Origin of the sequence: Staphylococcus sp. 8AQ, from assembly GCF_902506595.1 — a bacterium.
Lineage (GTDB): Bacteria > Bacillota > Bacilli > Staphylococcales > Staphylococcaceae > Staphylococcus > Staphylococcus pasteuri.
On sequence record NZ_LR733871.1, the window covers coordinates 168,825 to 188,018 of the forward strand.

At 30.6% G+C, this 19,194-nt stretch carries 16 protein-coding genes and 1 pseudogene; 11 read left to right on the forward strand and 6 right to left on the reverse strand.

Features of this window, described 5'->3' with window-relative positions:
- Window positions 1-76 precede the first annotated feature (76 nt).
- Window positions 77-2,119 (forward strand): cation:proton antiporter, encoded by a 2,043-nt coding sequence (locus GVY01_RS00880; protein ID WP_017637195.1) that lies wholly within the window; start codon window positions 77-79, stop codon window positions 2,117-2,119.
- Between the two features lie 443 nt (window positions 2,120-2,562).
- On the opposite strand, the gene mntC is transcribed toward GVY01_RS00880, so the two are convergent.
- Genes mntC through GVY01_RS00895 form a run of 3 tightly spaced genes read right to left on the reverse strand, consistent with a single transcriptional unit; the run spans window position 2,563 to window position 5,069 of the window.
- Complete coding sequence (gene mntC / locus GVY01_RS00885) at window positions 2,563-3,492, reverse strand: manganese ABC transporter substrate-binding lipoprotein MntC (protein ID WP_017637196.1); 930 nt, start codon at window positions 3,490-3,492, stop codon at window positions 2,563-2,565.
- The gene (locus GVY01_RS00890; RefSeq protein WP_017637197.1) at window positions 3,493-4,326 is read right to left on the reverse strand and encodes a metal ABC transporter permease; all 834 of its coding nucleotides are present in this window, start codon (window positions 4,324-4,326) and stop codon (window positions 3,493-3,495) included. It abuts the gene before it with no gap.
- Window positions 4,323-5,069, reverse strand: coding sequence for a metal ABC transporter ATP-binding protein (locus GVY01_RS00895; RefSeq protein ID WP_017637198.1), 747 nt, complete (start codon window positions 5,067-5,069; stop codon window positions 4,323-4,325). The genes GVY01_RS00890 and GVY01_RS00895 overlap by 4 nt, the downstream gene beginning before the upstream one ends.
- Before the next feature lie 121 nt (window positions 5,070-5,190).
- Here GVY01_RS00895 and GVY01_RS00900 point away from each other — a divergent pair, with 121 nt between their 5' ends.
- Window positions 5,191-5,835 (forward strand): metal-dependent transcriptional regulator, encoded by a 645-nt coding sequence (locus tag GVY01_RS00900; protein ID WP_029056415.1) that lies wholly within the window; start codon window positions 5,191-5,193, stop codon window positions 5,833-5,835.
- Between the two features lie 114 nt (window positions 5,836-5,949).
- Here GVY01_RS00900 and GVY01_RS00905 read toward each other — a convergent pair whose 3' ends face one another.
- Window positions 5,950-6,696, reverse strand: coding sequence for a M50 family metallopeptidase (locus GVY01_RS00905; RefSeq protein ID WP_017637200.1), 747 nt, complete (start codon window positions 6,694-6,696; stop codon window positions 5,950-5,952).
- A gap of 278 nt (window positions 6,697-6,974) precedes the next feature.
- On the opposite strand from GVY01_RS00905, the gene tarA reads away from it, so the two are divergent.
- Complete coding sequence (tarA, locus tag GVY01_RS00910; protein WP_017637201.1) at window positions 6,975-7,727, forward strand: N-acetylglucosaminyldiphosphoundecaprenol N-acetyl-beta-D-mannosaminyltransferase TarA; 753 nt, start codon at window positions 6,975-6,977, stop codon at window positions 7,725-7,727.
- A gap of 100 nt (window positions 7,728-7,827) precedes the next feature.
- On the opposite strand, the gene tagH is transcribed toward tarA, so the two are convergent.
- Entirely contained in the window at window positions 7,828-8,622 is a 795-nt protein-coding gene (tagH, locus tag GVY01_RS00915) for a teichoic acids export ABC transporter ATP-binding subunit TagH (RefSeq protein ID WP_017637202.1), read from the reverse strand.
- Window positions 8,623-9,104: 482 nt separating this feature from the next.
- On the opposite strand from tagH, the gene GVY01_RS00920 reads away from it, so the two are divergent.
- The 4 genes from GVY01_RS00920 (at window position 9,105) to tagD (ending at window position 12,756) form a co-directional block, all read left to right on the forward strand.
- Window positions 9,105-9,917, forward strand: a complete 813-nt coding sequence (locus tag GVY01_RS00920) for an ABC transporter permease (RefSeq protein ID WP_017637203.1) — start codon at window positions 9,105-9,107, stop codon at window positions 9,915-9,917.
- A gap of 155 nt (window positions 9,918-10,072) precedes the next feature.
- Entirely contained in the window at window positions 10,073-11,167 is a 1,095-nt protein-coding gene (tarB, locus tag GVY01_RS00925) for a teichoic acid glycerol-phosphate primase TarB (protein WP_026083478.1), read from the forward strand.
- Complete coding sequence (locus tag GVY01_RS00930; protein ID WP_017637205.1) at window positions 11,164-12,231, forward strand: glycosyltransferase family 2 protein; 1,068 nt, start codon at window positions 11,164-11,166, stop codon at window positions 12,229-12,231. The genes tarB and GVY01_RS00930 overlap by 4 nt, the downstream gene beginning before the upstream one ends.
- A 126-nt stretch (window positions 12,232-12,357) precedes the next feature.
- Complete coding sequence (gene tagD / locus GVY01_RS00935; protein WP_002451030.1) at window positions 12,358-12,756, forward strand: glycerol-3-phosphate cytidylyltransferase; 399 nt, start codon at window positions 12,358-12,360, stop codon at window positions 12,754-12,756.
- A 60-nt stretch (window positions 12,757-12,816) separates the two neighbouring features.
- Here tagD and pbp4 read toward each other — a convergent pair whose 3' ends face one another.
- Window positions 12,817-14,103, reverse strand: coding sequence for a penicillin-binding protein PBP4 (gene pbp4 / locus GVY01_RS00940; RefSeq protein WP_017637206.1), 1,287 nt, complete (start codon window positions 14,101-14,103; stop codon window positions 12,817-12,819).
- Window positions 14,104-14,294: 191 nt separating this feature from the next.
- Between pbp4 and GVY01_RS00945 the strand changes: the two genes are divergently transcribed.
- From GVY01_RS00945 to GVY01_RS00960, 4 genes and pseudogenes are all read left to right on the forward strand, one after another.
- Entirely contained in the window at window positions 14,295-16,022 is a 1,728-nt protein-coding gene (locus GVY01_RS00945) for an ABC transporter ATP-binding protein (RefSeq protein WP_159333606.1), read from the forward strand.
- 44 nt (window positions 16,023-16,066) lie between these two features.
- A pseudogene (locus tag GVY01_RS12745) lies at window positions 16,067-16,261 on the forward strand (hypothetical protein).
- Between the two features lie 310 nt (window positions 16,262-16,571).
- On the forward strand, window positions 16,572-17,801 hold the full coding sequence (locus GVY01_RS00955) for a NupC/NupG family nucleoside CNT transporter (RefSeq protein ID WP_017637208.1): 1,230 nt from the start codon (window positions 16,572-16,574) through the stop codon (window positions 17,799-17,801).
- A gap of 493 nt (window positions 17,802-18,294) precedes the next feature.
- The gene (locus GVY01_RS00960; protein WP_017637209.1) at window positions 18,295-19,128 is read left to right on the forward strand and encodes a YitT family protein; all 834 of its coding nucleotides are present in this window, start codon (window positions 18,295-18,297) and stop codon (window positions 19,126-19,128) included.
- Window positions 19,129-19,194 lie beyond the last annotated feature (66 nt).

Genomic DNA, 19,194 nt, shown 5'->3' on the forward strand with positions numbered 1-19,194 from the left:
ACCCCTGAAGTACATCAATTCCATTATTTTTTACTTAATTTTCATCCCAAAAATAATTTATTAAAGAGGTGAAAGTTTGGAAATATTTGAAACATTACTTATATTTGTCGGCGTTGTTATTATTAGTTCATTTGTTCATACATTTATGCCGAAAGTACCATTAGCATTCATTCAAATTGCTTTAGGTATGCTATTATTTATCACTCCAATTCCTGTTGAGTTTAATTTTGATTCGGAATTATTTATGGTCGCACTTATCGCTCCGCTACTATTTGTAGAAGGCGTTAATGTCTCAAGGGTCCATTTAAGAAAATATATAAAACCAGTTATGATGATGGCGTTAGGTCTTGTTATTACTACTGTAGTGGGCGTAGGATTTTTCATTCATTGGATATGGCCAGAATTACCAACGGGTGCAGCTTTTGCCATAGCAGCAATTTTATGTCCTACTGATGCAGTTGCCGTGCAAGCAATTACAAATGGGAAAGTGTTACCTAAAGGTGCAATGACGATATTAGAAGGTGAGTCATTATTAAATGATGCTGCCGGTATCATTTCATTTAAAATTGCAGTTGGAGTACTTGTAACTGGAACGTTCTCAATAATGGAATCTATTGAGCAATTTCTAGTTGCTTCTATAGGCGGTGCAATTGTAGGATTGCTTATTGGAATGGCATTAGTTCGTTTTAGATTGACGTTAATGCGCCGTGGAATAGAAAACATTAATATGTTTACGTTTATTCAATTATTAACTCCATTCGTTACATATTTAGTGGCAGAATTATTCCATGCTTCTGGTATTATCGCCGCAGTGTTAGCAGGCTTAGTTCACGGCTTTGAACGTGATAGAATTGCACAAACGCGTACAAGATTACAAATGAGTTATAATCATACATGGAATATTTTGGGATATGTCTTAAACGGTTTTGTATTTTCAATATTAGGATTTTTAGTTCCTGAAGTTGTGATTAATATTATTAAAACAGAACCACACAATTTGATCTTTTTAATTGTCATAACTGTTCTCGTAGCATTGGCTGTTTATCTGTTTAGATTTTTATGGGTTTATGTATTATATCCTTATTTTTATTTATCAGTCAGTCCATTCCAAAAAATGATTAGTCAAGACGATGATGGCAATAACACAACAGAAAAGCCACCTAAGCGAAGTTTATATGCTTTGATTATGACTTTATGTGGTGTTCACGGAACAATTTCACTGGCCATTGCGTTGACACTACCGTATTATTTAGCTAATCATCAAGATTTTTCTTATCGTAACGATTTGTTATTTATTGCTTCAGGAATGGTTATTATAAGTTTAGTTGCTGCTCAACTATTATTACCATTTGTAACTGCTAATGCGCCTGAAGTAAAAGTAGGTAGTATGAATTTCAAAGAGGCAAGAATTTACATTTTAGAACATGTTATAGATTACCTAAATCAAAGATCAACTTTTGAAACAAGTTATCGATATGGTAACGTGATTAAGGAATATCATGATAAATTAACATTCTTAAAATCAGTAGAGAAAGATGATGAAAACTCTAAAGAACTTGAAAGACTTCAAAAAATTGCATTTAATGTAGAAACGAAAACATTGGAACAATTAGTTGATGACGGAGATATCACTAATAGTATTTTAGAAAACTATATGCGTTATGCTGAACGTACACAAGTATATCGACAAGCTTCATTAATACGTCGACTCATTGTATTATTTAGAGGTATGCTTTTGAAACGTCGTGTGAAAACAACAATCAATTCAGCATCTTCATTAAGTGTTACTGATAACCTATTAGAACTTGTTAAAATTAACAAGATGGTTCACTATAATGTGGTTAAACGATTAGGACAAGAAGCTACTAATGATAACAAATTAGAAGTAGGTATGATTTGTGATGGTTATTTAATGCGTATAGATAACTTAACACCAAACAATTTCTTTAATTCTGCAAGCGAAAATACGTTAACACGTATAAAACTCAATGCATTGCGTGAACAAAGACGTATACTTAGAGAATTAATAGAAGACGAAGAAGTTACTGAAGGCACTGCATTAAAACTTAGAGAATCTATTAATTACGATGAAATGGTCATCGTTGATAGTATGTCATAGAATCATTATAAAAATAGGGAAGCTCGTGAGGATGAACCTCACGAGCTTTTTTCCTATGTGTACTAGGGATGACTTTATAACATTGACAGTCAGTATACTAGGATTGAAAATTTTCGGGAAAAAACGAACCTATTTTACATAAACTGTCTTATTAAAACTACTGGTAAAGGGGGATGAAATATTACCTTTACCGCATGGGAGATTAAATAATGTTTAAGCCCACTACATAAATGAGATGAGATAGACTAACACCACCATATCGTGCGTGAGAGAACTATTTTATATTTTAGGAGGATAATATAAAATTCACGCACGATATGAGACTATTAGTTATCAAGATATGACTTAATAGGGTGGCTGGGTATTTAAATAACATAATCATTCTATCCCAGCCATCTACTATATTAAGTCGTTGTATATATTGAACAAGTGAATTTAAAATATTATTTCATACTACCATGAATCGTATCTATATTTGATTTCATCATTTTGTAATATGAATCACCCTTTGAACCTTTTTTACCGATAGAATCAGTAAATACGTCGCCATAAATATCTTTATGTGTTTCTTCAGACAAGCTTTGCATTGCTTTTTTATCTACACTAGTTTCTATTAAAAGGTGTTTAATATGGTTATCTTTAACAAATTGAATAGCTTGTTTCATTTGTGATGGAGTACCTTGTTTTTCAGTATTAATTTCCCAAATATATCCTGGTTTAATATCATATTGTTTTGCAAAATATTTGAAAGCACCTTCACTAGTAATCATGGCACGTCGCTCTTTAGGGATGTCATTAAACTTATCTTTGCTGTCTTTGTTTAATTTTTCTAGTTTAGAAAGATATTGATGGCCTTGATCTTTGTAATATTGTTGATTAGTGTTATCATGCTTGATTAAACTATTTTGAATTGTTTTAACATATTTAATACCATTTTCAATACTTAACCAAGCGTGTGGATCTAATTTATCTTTATTGCCTTCTTCACCGTTGAGGTAAATCGGTTTAACATCTTTAGATACAGCAATGACTTTTTTGTCGTCGATAGATTTTCCAGCTTGATTTAATGCTTTTTTAAACCAACCATTTCCAGATTCTAAATTTAATCCATTATAAAATATAACGTCTGCATCGGTTAGCTTTTTAATATCTTTAGGTTTGACTTCATATTCATGAGGATCTTGTCCTACAGGTACGATACTATGGACGTCAACATGTTTTCCGCCAACATTTTTAACCATGTCATATAAAATTGAATTTGTTGTAACTACTTTTAATTTATGATTATCGGCATCCTGTTTGTCATCTTGCGACTGGCCACATCCAGCTAAGATAATAAAGAATGCTAGTAATAAAGGTATTAATTTTTTCATTTAAACAACGCCTCTTTTCTGTTTATTTTTAAGTGTTGTAATACCTAAGGTGATGTTATAAATAGCAAAAGTACAAAGAACGATAGCTGCACCACTAGGTACGTTGTATATGTAACTGAAATAAAGTCCAATAATTGAACTAATAACACCTATAAAACTTGCTACTGCCATCATGCTATATAAATGTTTACATATTAAGAATGCAGTTGAAGCGGGTGTTACTAATAACGCAACTACTAAAATAATGCCTACTGTTTGTATACTCGCAACAGTTACTAGAGCAAGTAACAACATGACAAAATAATGTATAGCTGTCGTATTTAAGCCATTCATTCTACTAAAGGTATTATCGAAAGTAGAAATCATTAAAGGTCGATAAAATATTACAATAAGACATAAAACAAATAGACCAATGATAATCGTTGTCCAGAATGTTGTATGTGTTATTGCTAGTAAATTACCAAATAAAATATGATACAAATCTGTTGTACTGTTAATTAAACTAATTAATATAACACCTAATGCGAGAAATGCGGTGAAACTTATACCAATTGCTGCATCAGGTTTGGTCTTACTTTTAGAAGTAATAAAACCAATTAAAATACTGGCAACCATTCCTGTCACTAATGCGCCAATAAACATAGGTATTCCAAAAAGGAAAGATAATGCCACCCCAGGTAATACTGCATGGCTCATTGCATCACCCATTAATGACAAACCTCTTAAAACAATAAGGCTCCCGACAGTGCCACATACTACGCCAACAATCATCGATGTAATTAAAGCCCTATTTAAAAATTGATAATTTAATATATGAGCTAAAAAGTCATTCACGACTGGGTCACTTCCTTTCGTTCTAAACTTTGACGAGGTGATTGTGACAAAAATGTATCATTTAAAAGGGTGTCATTATTGAGTGCATCCTCAGTACTACCAAAGTATTTTAATGTTTGGTTAAGTAACATGATTCGATCAAAATAATGTGATGCTTTAGATAAATCATGGTGTACGATAAGAATTAATTTACCTTGAGCTTTAAGTTGTCTAATTTTATTTATAATTAAACGTTCACTTTTAAAATCTATTCCAATAAAAGGCTCATCGAATAAATAAAGCATACTTTTAGACATAAGTGCTCTTGCGACTATTACTCGCTGAAGTTGTCCACCACTTAATGCTGAAATTTGTTTATGTCTTAATGACGTTAAATCTAAATCCTCTAATAAATGTTTGAGTTGAACTTTAGTATCATGTCTCGGTCGATTAAACCAACCTATCTCTCCATAGCATCCGGATAAGATAACTTTTTCAACATTAATGGGGAAATCTAAGTCGATATTTGATTTTTGAGGTATGTAAGTCATACGTTTCAATTGGTTATGTATTGGACGTTCATATAATAACTGAGTACCAGATGCATGAAAATCTCCTGTTAATGATTTGAGCATAGAAGATTTACCTGCGCCATTAGGTCCCATAATTCCTATAATTTCTCCGATGATAGGAATTTTAAAATTGATGTCTTTTAAAACATGTTTATTACCTAGAAATAGATTTAAATTCTTAACTTCTAGCAAATATTAACACCTCCTAATTAAAAGTTTAGGTTAACCTAATTTATTTTATAATAAACTGAGAAGTTTTAACATGTCAAGTAGATTCGTGATACAATAAAGTGAATATATGTGAGGTGAAATGATGTTAACTGAAGAAAAAGAGGATTATCTCAAAGCTATATTGACGAATGACGGCGATGTATCTTTCGTATCAAATAAAAAATTATCTCAATTTTTAAATATAAAGCCACCTTCAGTAAGTGAAATGGTAAGTAGACTAGAAAAATCTGGTTATGTAGAAACGAAACCATATAAGGGTGTTAAATTAACAGAAGAAGGGTTAAATCTCACTTTAGATATTATTAAAAGACATCGATTACTCGAGTTATTTTTGATAGAGATTTTAAAATACAATTGGGAAGAAGTGCATCAAGAAGCAGAAATTCTTGAACATAGAATCTCAGATTTATTCGTAGAACGTTTAGACAAAATTTTAGACTACCCTGAGACTTGCCCGCATGGTGGTGTTATACCTAGAGATCACCATTATAAAGAGAAATACACGAAGACAATACTCGAATTTCAGCCAGGTGATATGTTAACTATTAAGCGTGTCAGAGATAAAACTGAATTGTTGGTATACCTTTCAAGTAAAGATATTTCTATTGGAAATGAAGTTGAAGTCGTTTCGAAAGATGATACGAATAAAGTGATTATTATTAAACGAAATGAAGTTATAACTATTTTAAGTTACGAAAATGCAATGAATATTTTTGCTGAAAAATAATATAAAAAACTTGAGTCTAGTACATTATTTTGGTGTTATACACTGAAAATTAGATGTAAAAGTAAGACTCAAGTTTTTTTATATAGTGATGTTGCTAATATTTGTATTTTATTTTTAGAAAAATGATAATTTGATTAATAAATAAACGGCATATAAATTAATAAAAATCCAAACTAGACTATAAAATACTGTTGGGATTTTACTGATTTGTGTTAGTGTACTGCCATCCCAACTAGGTTTAGGTTTTTGGAATGTTAATTTAAAAATAGTCCACGATGATTGTAGTACTTCACCTAACAGTACTCCTAAAATAAAGTGATAACTATAAACCACTATTTGGTGAGTAATCATTAAATCATCGTATTGGAAAAGTATATATAATAATAGTGACATGACTATAATAATAAGAATAGGTGACAGCTTACGAGAAGTTAGAATTAGGAAATAAATAAATATAGCTAAATAAAACATAATAAAAAAGCTAGGATGATTATAATATGCAGTTAAAACACCTAACCATAACATTAACGGGGGCATAATATAACCGCCTAAAGTGGTAATCCATTGTCCTAAATAACCTTTCGATTGCGTAATAGCGTATCCTTGTTGTAATGTCGTTTCTCTTTCAGAAGGAAGCGTAACGATAACTAAATCTTTAGCACGACCACCAGAGAGTTTATTGAAGAGTACATGACCAAATTCGTGTGTGAGTACAGGAATGTAATTAAGTACAATAGCAAAATAACGATAGTAGTGTTTGTAACGATTTTGGTGGACGATGATATAGATAATACTAATAATAAAAATGATAAATATATTTAATTGAATGTGTGTAGTTAAAAATGATTCGATTTTTGACATATTAACGCTCCATTTATAGATAATAACTTGTTTGAGTAAATCTATAAGTATTTGATACTTTAATATTCATTATAATCTATTGTTTAGAAATTGGCTTTTAGACTTAAGACTTAAATTAGAAGAATATATAGGTGTTTAAATAAAATTTTCTAGAATGTTGAGGGATGTGTTAAAATAATCGTACATTTTAGTTAGAATTAAAACAATTTTGATATATAGGATAATACTTGGCAACATTATATAGGGTTATTGACCAAGTAGGATAGGAGATTTCTTTTATGACATTTAAGGGTCAGCAGAATAGTAAAAAGGTTAATATCTTAGGTGTATATTTTGACCATGTAACAATGTCAGAAATGGTTGAAAATATTAAAACATTTTTCACAACACCAACATCTCATAATTTGTTTATAGTTACTGCAAATCCTGAAATTGTAGACTATGCATCAGAACACCAAGATTATCAACAGCTTATTAATAGTGCGGACTATGTTATAGCTGATGGTACAGGTATAGTAAAAGCATCTCATCGATTAAAGCAACCATTACCGCACAGAATTCCAGGAATAGAGTTATTAGAAGAATGTTTAAAAATAGCCAATGCAAATCAACAAAAAGTATTTATCTTAGGTTCGAAAAATGAAATTATTGAAAAAGCAGAACAACAATTAAAGGCTAAATATCCAAGAGTAACTTTTGCGCATCATCATGGTTATATTAATTTAAAAGATGAAACAGTTATTAAAAGGATAGATACTTTTGATCCTGATTATATTTTTGTGGGTATGGGGTATCCAAAACAAGAAAAATGGATTGCCCGACATAGCAAACAATTCCAACACACTGTTATGATGGGAGTAGGCGGTTCTTTTGAAGTATTTAGTGGAGCTAAAAAGCGTGCGCCTAAATTCTTTAGAAAATTCAATATTGAATGGATATATCGTTTATTAATTGATTGGAAACGTCTTGGCAGATTAAAAAGTATTCCCAAATTCATGATAAAAATTGCTAAACAAAAGAGAAAACATTAAAAATTACTTGATATATGAAATACAATAAAGGCAACCAATGTGTTAGTTCGAACACTCATTGGTTGCCTTTAAAAATAGCGATATAAATCTAATGGGTAAATTATTTTACGACAAATCGAGAAGCGTCTAAGTCTCTTCTAAATGCTTTTTGATCATCTTTTGATTTTTTCTTGAATTCTTTTAGGAATTTTTCATATTGTGGTAAAACATCATCTAATTCACCAAATTCTTTAAGTTTGCCGCCTTCAATCCACGCGATTTTTGTACAAAATTCTTTAACTTGGCGTATGTTGTGACTAACAAAGAATATAGTTTTATTAGCTTCTTTAAATTCATAAATTTTATCTAAACATTTCTGTGTGAAAGTCTGATCACCTACAGATAATGCTTCGTCGATTACTAAAATATCAGGATTTACAGTGATGTTGATTGAAAACCCGAGTTTAGCGCGCATACCACTAGAATATTTTTTAACAGGTTGATAAATAAACTCACCTAATTCACTAAAATCAATAACTTGTGGCATTAATTCTTTAATTTCTTTACGTCTGAACCCCATACATAACATTTTGAATTCAATATTTTCTACACCAGTTAATTGACCATTTAAACCAGCGTTGATAGCTATAACGCTAACATCACCTTTACGATCAATATTACCAGAAGTAGGAGATAACGAACCACCAATCATGTTACTTAATGTGGATTTTCCTGAACCATTTATACCAACAAGACCAATGACATCACCTTCATGTGCTTGAAGAGAAACATCATCTAGTGCGAAAAATGTTTTGTTTTTATTTTTCGGTATTAGTGAATCTTTAATACGGTCTTTATTATTTCTATATATACGATATTCTTTAGTTACATGTTCTATATTTACCGATACGCTCATAATTAGTCCTTCCTTAATTGCATTTATATAGATTATAATATACAACACATCAGTTGTTAAATTTATTAACCTAGTGTAAAGTGAACAGAAGATTTTGTTTAATATTTTGTAAATGTCTATAGGAGTTATGTCTTATAATAAAATGACTTAATATACATCAAACAATAATCTTGTAAAATGCTTAATTGTGTTTTATAACTTAAATGATTGTATAATAAGATGAAGATATAATAAACTAATTTCTTACACTGAAATAAATTTGTTTATAATGCTTCATTCGAATAAAACAAAATTCCATATTAAAAACAATGAGTTTGAGATATAACATCATTAATTCTTAAGCGCGTACTTTACATATTTTATGTTAATTAGTATAAGCATTCTTTTAATTTGAGATTACTTTAAGAATTGTCTGATTCATTTTATCTCATTTATCAATTGTATATAAATATATTAAATGTTTGAAAGTGTGGTTTAATTCAATGTCAGCAGTTGTAACTGTATTTAAAGAACACATCAAAAACTTTTATTTAATCCAAAGACTTGCTCAATTCCAAATTAAAATATCTAACCATAGTAACTATTTAGGGATTGCTTGGGAACTTTTAAACCCAGCCTTACAAATAATGGTGTATTGGTTAGTTTTCGGATTGGGAATTAGAAGTAATTCACCTGTACATGGTATACCATTTGTATTTTGGTTACTTGTAGGTATTAGTATGTGGTTCTTTATTAACCAAGGTGTACTCGAGGGTACCAAATCTATATCACAAAAATTTAATCAAGTCGCTAAGATGAATTTTCCTATGTCTATCATTCCTACTTATATAGTAACGAGTAGATTCTATGGACATATTGGCTTGCTTTTAATCATTATTATAGCGTGTATATTTAGAGGTATTTACCCATCTATTCATATTATTCAGTTATTCCTTTATGTACCATTTGCGTTTTTATTAACTGCTTCTGTTGCATTATTTACATCAACGTTAGGTATTTTAGTTAGAGATACTCAAATGGCTATGCAAGCATTAATGAGAATACTATTTTATATGTCTCCAATTTTATGGATACCTAAAGATCACGGTGTGAGTGGTATTGTTCATAAAATTATGATGTTCAATCCAGTGTATTTTATCGCTGAATCATATCGTGCAGCTATTTTATTCCACCAATGGTACTTCATTGATCATTGGAAAATGGCACTATATAACGTCGTGGTTATTTTGGTATTCTTTGTTTTAGGTTCTATCCTTCATAAGAAATATAGAGATCACTTTGCAGATTTCTTATAAGGGAATATCGTAATTTGAAGAATAAAGCAGACTGACTTTAAAGGTTGGTCTGTTTTTTTATGTTAAATGTAAAGAAAGGATAATTATTTTCTATCAAAGTAGGAATCGTTTATAATTTATAAATAACAATAAATCAGTATAAAGACGGTGAAAAGATGAGAGTTTTAATTAAAAAAATATATATGTGCGTTATTGCTATATTTAATTTGCTGTTTAGAGGATTCAAGGTTAAACAGAAAAGCATAGTTGTAATGATGACTTTTCCTAATGATATGTTGCCGATTATAGAGAGATTATGTGCTAAAGGTTATCGTTTAACAGTGATTACTACTGATAAGCACCGTCACCATATTCAAGATTTACCTAATGTCACATATATCAAGGCAGGTAATAAGAATGTTATTGCACACATTAAGGCTTTAAGTACAGCAAAAGTGATTCTAATTGATACGTATTATTTAATGATGGGCGCCTACCATAAAAAGCAAAATCAAACAGTGATTCAGACTTGGCATGCTTCTGGAGCATTAAAAGATTTTGGATTAACCGATCATCAAGTTGATTTAAATAATCCTAGTGTAGTAAACCAATATAAACGTGTGTATAATGCAACAGATTATTATTTGATTGGTGCCGATGAAATGGGGCATTGTTTTAATGAATCATTTGATGCGCAACCTTCTCAGATGTTACGTTTTGGTCTTCCAAGATTATATAAATATTTAAAAACAGATATAAACAAAGCTCAAAAAAGATTGAAAGATCAGTATGGTATTCAAGGTAAATTAGCAGTATACTTGCCGACTTATAGAGAAAATCATCAAGAAAATCGCCAAATTAATAAGGAACATTTCAATAGTCAATTGCCTGAATATACATTAATAAGTCATTTACATCCATCAATTTCTAACCATGGAACAACACAAGACATTGATACTACATCATTGCTTATTATGGCTGATATTATTATTAGTGATTATAGCTCTATTCCGATAGAAGCAAGTTTACTTAATAAACCAACACTATTTTACGTCTATGACGAAACAGAATATGAACGTGTTAGAGGGCTTAATCAATTTTATTATGATATTCCTAATGAATATAAAGTGGCAACAGAGGAAGAATTAATTACTAAAATTCAACAACAAGATAATCAATTAAAGCCGTTATTTAAAAATTGGCATAAATATAATACTAAAGAAACATTGAATCAAGTTATAAATTATATAGATAAGTTGGTGAAAGAATGAAATTAGCTATTATTATACCTGTATATAATGGACAGGATACAATTAGAAGGGCTATTACCTCTATTGATACAGAAGCTGAATTTGAAATTATTTGTGTCAATGATGGCTCTACAGATAACACAAAACAAGTATTAACTGAATTGCAAAAGGAATATCCAAATATTAAGGTAATACATCAAGATAATCAAGGTGCTGCTAGAAGTCGTAACATAGGCTTAGAAGCAATGGATAATGATACAGATGCATTTATGTTTTTAGATGCGGATGATGAGTATTTACCGAGTCGTATTGATGTCATGATAAAAACATTTGAGAATCACAGTGAAACGGATATAGTAATTGGTCAAATTGGACGAGATGTTCATGGTGAATGGAAAGTATTTCCAACACATGAGGAAATTAAAAGAGATGAAGTGGTTACATTAGAACGTAATCCTGAAATTCTACAATCGATTGGACCAGGCGGGAAACTATTCAGTGCTCGCTTTGCTTCACTAAGATTTGATGAAGATGTTGTATTTTGCGAAGAACATACTTTTATGGTGAGAGCATATTCAAAAGCACGTGATATTAATCTCATGTCTATTATTGCATATGGTTATAATGAGCGAGAAGGTTCAGTTACAGATCGTCGTGCAGATACATTTTTACCTTATATGGAAGATGCAATGAAAGTACGTCAACGTGTAATGGAATTGTTATTACTAATGAATGAGAAAACATACTATAGTTATCGAATGGATAATTTAATCGTAAGTTATTTAATTCAAGCGCATTTATTAAAAAATAGCGCTATTACATCATCATTTATCGAAAGTGTGACGCAGTATATTAAATTGATGCAAGAGACACATTATTCTGGAGATGCCATGTTTAGAATAGTAGAAGCGATAGAACAAGGTGCGACACATTGGACTAAGCCTCTATATCATCAATGGAGACGTGCTTTATTAGAGGTGGGAATTGGTAGACCCGGATATATTCGATTTTTGGCTCAAATATTTCCAAAAAAATCAGCATTTTCAAGTAAACAAAAATTAAAACAAATACTAAATAAATCATAAGAAAAGATTATTTAATTTTTAAATAAAGAATTACTTTTTGTTTAATTAATGGTAAGCGTTAATAATTTATGCTACATTAAGAATATAAATTTTCATTAAATATTTAGTTAAGGAGAATCACGTATCATGAAACGAGTAATTACTTATGGTACATATGATTTATTACATTATGGACACATTGAATTATTAAGAAGAGCACGTGAAATGGGAGATTATCTTATCGTGGCTTTATCTACTGATGAATTCAACCAAGTGAAAAATAAAAAATCATATTATGACTATAACCAACGTAAAATGATGTTAGAATCAATCCGTTATGTAGACCTAGTTATACCAGAAGATGGTTGGGGTCAAAAAGAAATTGATGTTGAACGTTTCGATGTCGATGTTTTCGTTATGGGACACGATTGGGAAGGTGAATTTGATTTCTTAAAAGATAAATGTGAAGTGATTTATCTTAACCGTACAGAAGGTATTTCTACAACAAAAATCAAACAAGAATTATATGGAAAAGACGCTAAATAATTTCCTATATAATAAAAAGGACGATTGTCATGGCATTTAGCCAAGACGTCGTCCTTCTTTTTATTTTTTACGAATAGCTTGAAGAATAAGGTGAATTACGATGGCTAGGACAATAACTATACCTAAACCAAAAAGTATTGCAATGATAGGGTGTGTCTTCCATGTACTTTTAGCAACTGTTGTCGCTTCGTGTACAATCGGTTTATGCACTGATACTGAAGGTGGACCATCTTGTTTTGTTATGAATTGACGGTCATAGTCAGCATGTACTTTTCCATTTTTGATTACTAATTTATAATCTTTTTTAGAAAAGTCTTTTGGTAATACATCATAAAGATCTTTTTCTACATAATATGTTTTACCGTTAATTTTTTGTTTTCCTTTTGATAATATTTTTTCATATTTGTATTGATTATATGAACGCTCCATAAGTGCGTTACCCATCATATTTCGTTGTTTTTCTCCGCCTACATGTTTATAGTCCCCAGCACCTAAAATGACTTGATTAATTCTAAAACCATGGCGATTGGTAGTAATTGTATGGTTGTAATCTGCTGTATCACTTGAACCCGTTTTTAAACCATCTGTTCCTGGTAAGCTCATATCAGCACCATCTAATGAATGATTAAATGTATAGTACGTCACACCGTGTGTCGTTGGTGATAGTTGTTTTGTGAAATGTAATATTTTAGGTGTATCTTTAATAACATGTTGATCTAAAATAGCATAATCACGAGCAGTTGTTGTATTATTCTCAGTATCTTTATATTTGGAAGGTGCAAAACTTTTTAAACGTGAATTCTCAGCTCCTGTTGGATTAACATAATGGGTGTCATTCATTCCAAGTTCTTTGGCTTTTTTATTCATTAAATCAGTAAAATCATTTACATTTCCTGATACTTGTTCACCTAAAATTAAAGCAGCCGCATTACTTGAATTGGATACAGTAATTTGAAGTAAATCTGCAATAGTCCATTTCTGACCTGGATAAAGTTTGGTATTACTTAATTCTGGAAGTGTAGACATTTGATATTCGCGATTAGTCATTTTTACTTCATCATTTAGTGATAGTTTTTTATCTTTTACCGCTTCTAAAGTGAGATACATCGTCATCAATTTAGTCATAGAAGCGGGATACCATTTTTTGTCTTTATTATATTCATATAAAATTTGTCCATTTTGACTAACATTAATAGCACTTTCAGGTTGATATACTTCGGTTACATTGTATCCACCTTCGTTTGCAGCTTGAACTGGAGTAATATCATTATTCTCTGCATTAGCAAAAGGTGTTATAATGTGTATTGCGAAGAACATAGTTATAATGAGTATAAAGATTTTTTTCATGATTTCTTTCCTTTATCTGTTATTTTCGACTAACATATTTTATCATACACATTATTTAAGAGGTATATGTATGATTTAAAATTTTTGATATTTGATTATAATTGATAAAGACTGATTATTTGGGATGTCAGAATGTTTTAGTAAGATTGAGCAAAATTTGAAATATGAATTTTAATAGAAGAGGTATTATTATGAAACAAACTAACCCTTTATTCTTTTTATTTAAACGGCTCACTTGGCCAATTGGGTTAATCATAGCGGCAGTTATTATTACTTCATTAGGAAGTTTGAGCGGATTATTAGTTCCTCTATTTACTGGGAGATTAGTAGATAAATTCTCAGTAAGCACTATGAACTGGAATCTCGTAGCCATTTTTGGTGGTATTTTCTTACTTAACGCTATTTTAAGTGGTGTAGGATTATATTTACTAAGTAAAATTGGTGAAAAGATGATTTATGATATCCGTTCATTATTATGGGAACATATCATTCAATTAAAAATGCCATTTTTTGATAAGAACGAAAGTGGTCAACTGATGAGTCGTTTAACAGACGACACAAAGGTGATAAATGAATTTATATCTCAAAAGCTACCTAATTTATTACCTTCTGTATTAACTTTATTAGGATCATTGGTTATGTTATTTATCATGGATTGGAAAATGACGTTATTAACATTTATTACAATTCCGATTTTTGTACTTATTATGATTCCTTTAGGTAAAGTAATGCAGAGAATTTCAACTAATAATCAAACTGAAATTGCTAACTTTAGTGGTTTACTTGGTCGTGTATTAACTGAAATGAGATTAGTTAAAGTGTCTAATACGGAAAGGCTCGAATTAGACAACGCTCATACTAATTTAAATGAAATTTATCGATTAGGTTTAAAACAAGCTAAAATTTCTGCTGTTGTACAACCTATTTCTGGTGTAGTGATGTTGTTAACAATCGCTATTATTCTTGGCTTTGGTGCATTAGAAATCGCGACAGGCGCTATTACTGCCGGAACTTTAATTGCGATGATTTTTTACGTAATACAATTATCTATGCCTCTAATCAATCTATCAACATTAATTACAGATTATAAAAAAGCTGTCGGAGCAAGTCATCGTATTTATGAAATTATGCAAGAACCTATCGAACCAACTGAAGCTCTAGAAGAATCAAAAGATATTGAAATCCATGATGGCGAAATTTCGTTTGATAATGTCAATTTCAAATATGATGTAAAACCTATCTTAGACAACGTTTCATTTAATATTCCTCAAGGGCAGGTAAGTGCATTTGTAGGGCCTTCAGGTTCTGGTAAGAGTACCATTTTTAATTTAATTGAACGCATGTATGACATAGAAAGTGGTGACATTACTTATAATGGAACTAGTATTTTTGATATTCCATTATCTAAATGGCGTACAAAAATTGGTTATGTTATGCAATCTAATTCTATGATGAGTGGTACTATAAGAGACAATATTTTATATGGTGTGAATCGCACTGTAACTGATGAGGAACTTACAAAATACGCCAAATTAGCGAACTGTCATGAATTTATTATGCAGTTTGATGAAGGATATGATACGTTGGTTGGTGAACGAGGACTTAAGCTATCTGGTGGTCAAAGACAACGTATTGATATTGCACGTAGTTTTGTTAAAAATCCAGATATTCTCTTGCTTGATGAGGCTACAGCTAATTTAGATAGTGAGAGCGAGTTGAAAATTCAAGAAGCTTTAGAAACATTGATGGAAGGTCGTACAACAATTGTTATTGCACATAGACTTTCTACAATTAAAAAAGCGGGCCAAATTATCTTTATTGATAAAGGTCAAGTGACAGGTAAAGGTACACATAGTGAATTAATGACATCACATGAAAAATATAAACACTTTGTCACATCTCAGAAGCTTGCTGATTAAGATTAATGAGGCTGGGACATAAATCCTAGAAAAATAGCCAGTAAATGAGTTTATCCAAAAAACTCATTTACTGGCTTCTTTATTTATAATACTTCGTATTATCGGCTCGCTTTCATAGGGGACAGCTTCAGCCTGTAGTCTTCAGCTTGTCCTGTTCCCTCAAGAGTCTCGCCATATATACTACGTATTTATACATTGAAAAACACCTTGAAAAAATAAGGACCTTTCGTGTAATTTAATAAACATCATTAAACTAAATTAAAGAAATTCCGTATGTATAAAAATTTTTATATGACTCAACTTACACTACTATTGGAAACTTCAGTTCTTATTCCTACAAATAATATGTCACGATGTGTTAATAAAATTCAAGTTGATAATGAAAATACTTATTTTAAGTCAATTTTACAAATGGTATAATAAATTCAATAATCTATACTCTGTTTTGGGAGTGACAATTCACTTTGTCATAGAGTTATACATATTTAATAAGTTGTTACTTTAGCAAAAAACGTTTTTTGGAAAATTAAATAAATAGGTGGGTGTCAGATGTTTTTATTGATTAATATCATTGGGTTAATTGTTTTCCTTGGTATAGCAGTATTATTTTCAAGATCACGAAAAAATATACAATGGAAATCAATTATTATTTTAGTCGTATTGAACTTATTCCTAGCTTGGTTCTTTATATACTTCCCATGGGGGAAAACTGGAATTAAAGCAGCAGCAAATGGAATTTCCTGGGTTATACAATCAGCCAATGAAGGCACAGGATTTGCATTTAATAGTTTTGTTTCTAATAAACAAATGGATATGGCAGTAAGTGCTTTATTCCCGATTCTTTTAATTGTACCGCTGTTCGATATATTAATGTATTTTAATATCCTTCCAAAATTAATCGGTGCAATTGGTTGGTTACTCGCTAAAATTACGCGTCAACCTAAATTCGAATCATTCTTTGGAATTGAGATGATGTTTTTAGGTAATACTGAAGCATTAGCTGTGTCTAATGAACAATTGAAACGTATGAGTGAAGTGCGTGTCTTAACTGTAGCTATGATGTCAATGAGTTCAGTCTCAGGTGCGATTGTTGGTGCATATGTTCAAATGATTCCTGGTGAATTAGTATTGACTGCTATTCCTTTAAACATTGTGAATGCAATTATCGTTGCATCAATTCTTAATCCAGTTACTGTGGATGAAAAAGAAGATATTATTTACAGTATTAAAAATGATGAAATTGAAAAACAACCTTTCTTTTCTTTCCTAGGTGATTCTGTATTAGCAGCAGGAAAGTTAGTATTAATTATCATTGCTTTTGTCATTAGTTTCGTAGCATTAGCTGATTTAGCCGATCGTCTTATTAATTTAATTACTGGTGGTATTGGTCATTTAATGGGATTAAAAGGTAGCTTTGGTTTAAACCAAATTCTAGGTGTATTTATGTATCCATTTGCATTATTACTTGGACTTCCTTTTGATGAAGCTTGGTTAGTTGCACAACAAATGGCGAAAAAAATCGTTACAAACGAATTTGTAGTTATGGGTGAAGTGTCTAAAACGATTAACACACTTTCACCACATCATAAAGCAGTCATTTCAACATTTTTAGTTTCATTTGCTAACTTCTCCACAATTGGTATGATTATCGGTACGTTAAAAGGTATCGTAGACAAGAAAACGTCAGATTTTGTATCAAAATATGTTCCTATGATGTTATTAGCAGGTATTTTAGTTTCATTATTAACAGCTGCATTCGTAGGTTTATTTGCTTGGTAAGATAAATTGATAACACCTCCTATTTTGGGATGACTTTCCAAAATGGGAGGTGTATTTTATATCAAATAAAATAAGGAATCATGATAAAAGCCAAGTATAGTAAGTGAGGACACACTTCTTATACTTGGCTTTTATGGGAAATGAATATTAATGTACTTGTAACGGTAAGGACTAGGTACTGTTACAGTACTTCGAGCAAAATTTGTTTTGTTACTATAAACAACACAAAGGAGATAACTTCTTTACTAAAGAAGTTAATGTAAGTATAACAAAGAAATAGTGAAAAGTAAATTAAAAATTCTGAAAATTTAAAATTTAGTTAACACACTCATCTCAGTAATTAAAATGAAGTTTCTTACTTTTAAAAATTATGGTTTTAAACATAAAATACTCAAAATACGAATTATTTAAAGAAGCGGTGTTGTAGGAGGATATGTGCGTGTGCTAACATTTTGTTAATCATAAAAAAAAATAATAATAGGGATGTGGTTGCTTGAAGAGATTAGTAAGAGATTTAATCTTAGTTATAGTTGGATCATTTATTTTTTCAGCAGGCGTCAATGCATTTATCATTTCTGGTAATTTAGGTGAAGGTGGCGTTACTGGTTTAGCTATTGTTTTATATTATGCTTTCCATTTATCTCCAGCCATAGTTAACTTTGTAGTTAATGCAGTTTTAATTGTTGTAGGATATAAGTTTTTAAGTAAACGTAGTATGTATTTGACCATTGTAGCAACTGTCCTAATTTCTGTATTCCTAAGTTTAACTGATTCTTGGCATATTGAAACAGGCAATGTCATTGTCAATGCAGTTTTTGGTGGCTCATGTGTTGGTTTAGGTATTGGAGTAATTGTTTTAGCTGGAGGAACTACGGCTGGAACAACAATTTTAGCTAGAATTGCACATAAATATTTAGATGTGAGTACACCTTATGCTTTATTATTTTTCGATTTAATTGTAGTAGTGATTTCTTTAACTGTTATTTCAATAGATCGTGCACTAGTTACAGTTATTTCACTTTATATAGGTACTAAGGTCATGGAATATGTAATAGAAGGTTTAAATACTAAGAAAGCGATGACGATTATTTCAAGTAAACCAGAAGAAGTGGCTAAAGCGATTGACGAACAAGTTGGTCGTGGATTAACTATTTTAAATGGACATGGATATTATACTCGAGAAGAGAAAGATGTACTTTATGTAGTTATTACTAAGACACAAGTATCACGTGCTAAAAAAATCATTAGAAATATTGATCATCAAGCATTCCTTGTTATTCATGATGTGAGAGATGTGTATGGAAATGGATTCTTGATAGACGAATAAAAAAGTATTTATAAGACCGCTTTAAGTCATTCTAGTTAACTTAAAGTGGTTTTTTTAATTGACAAT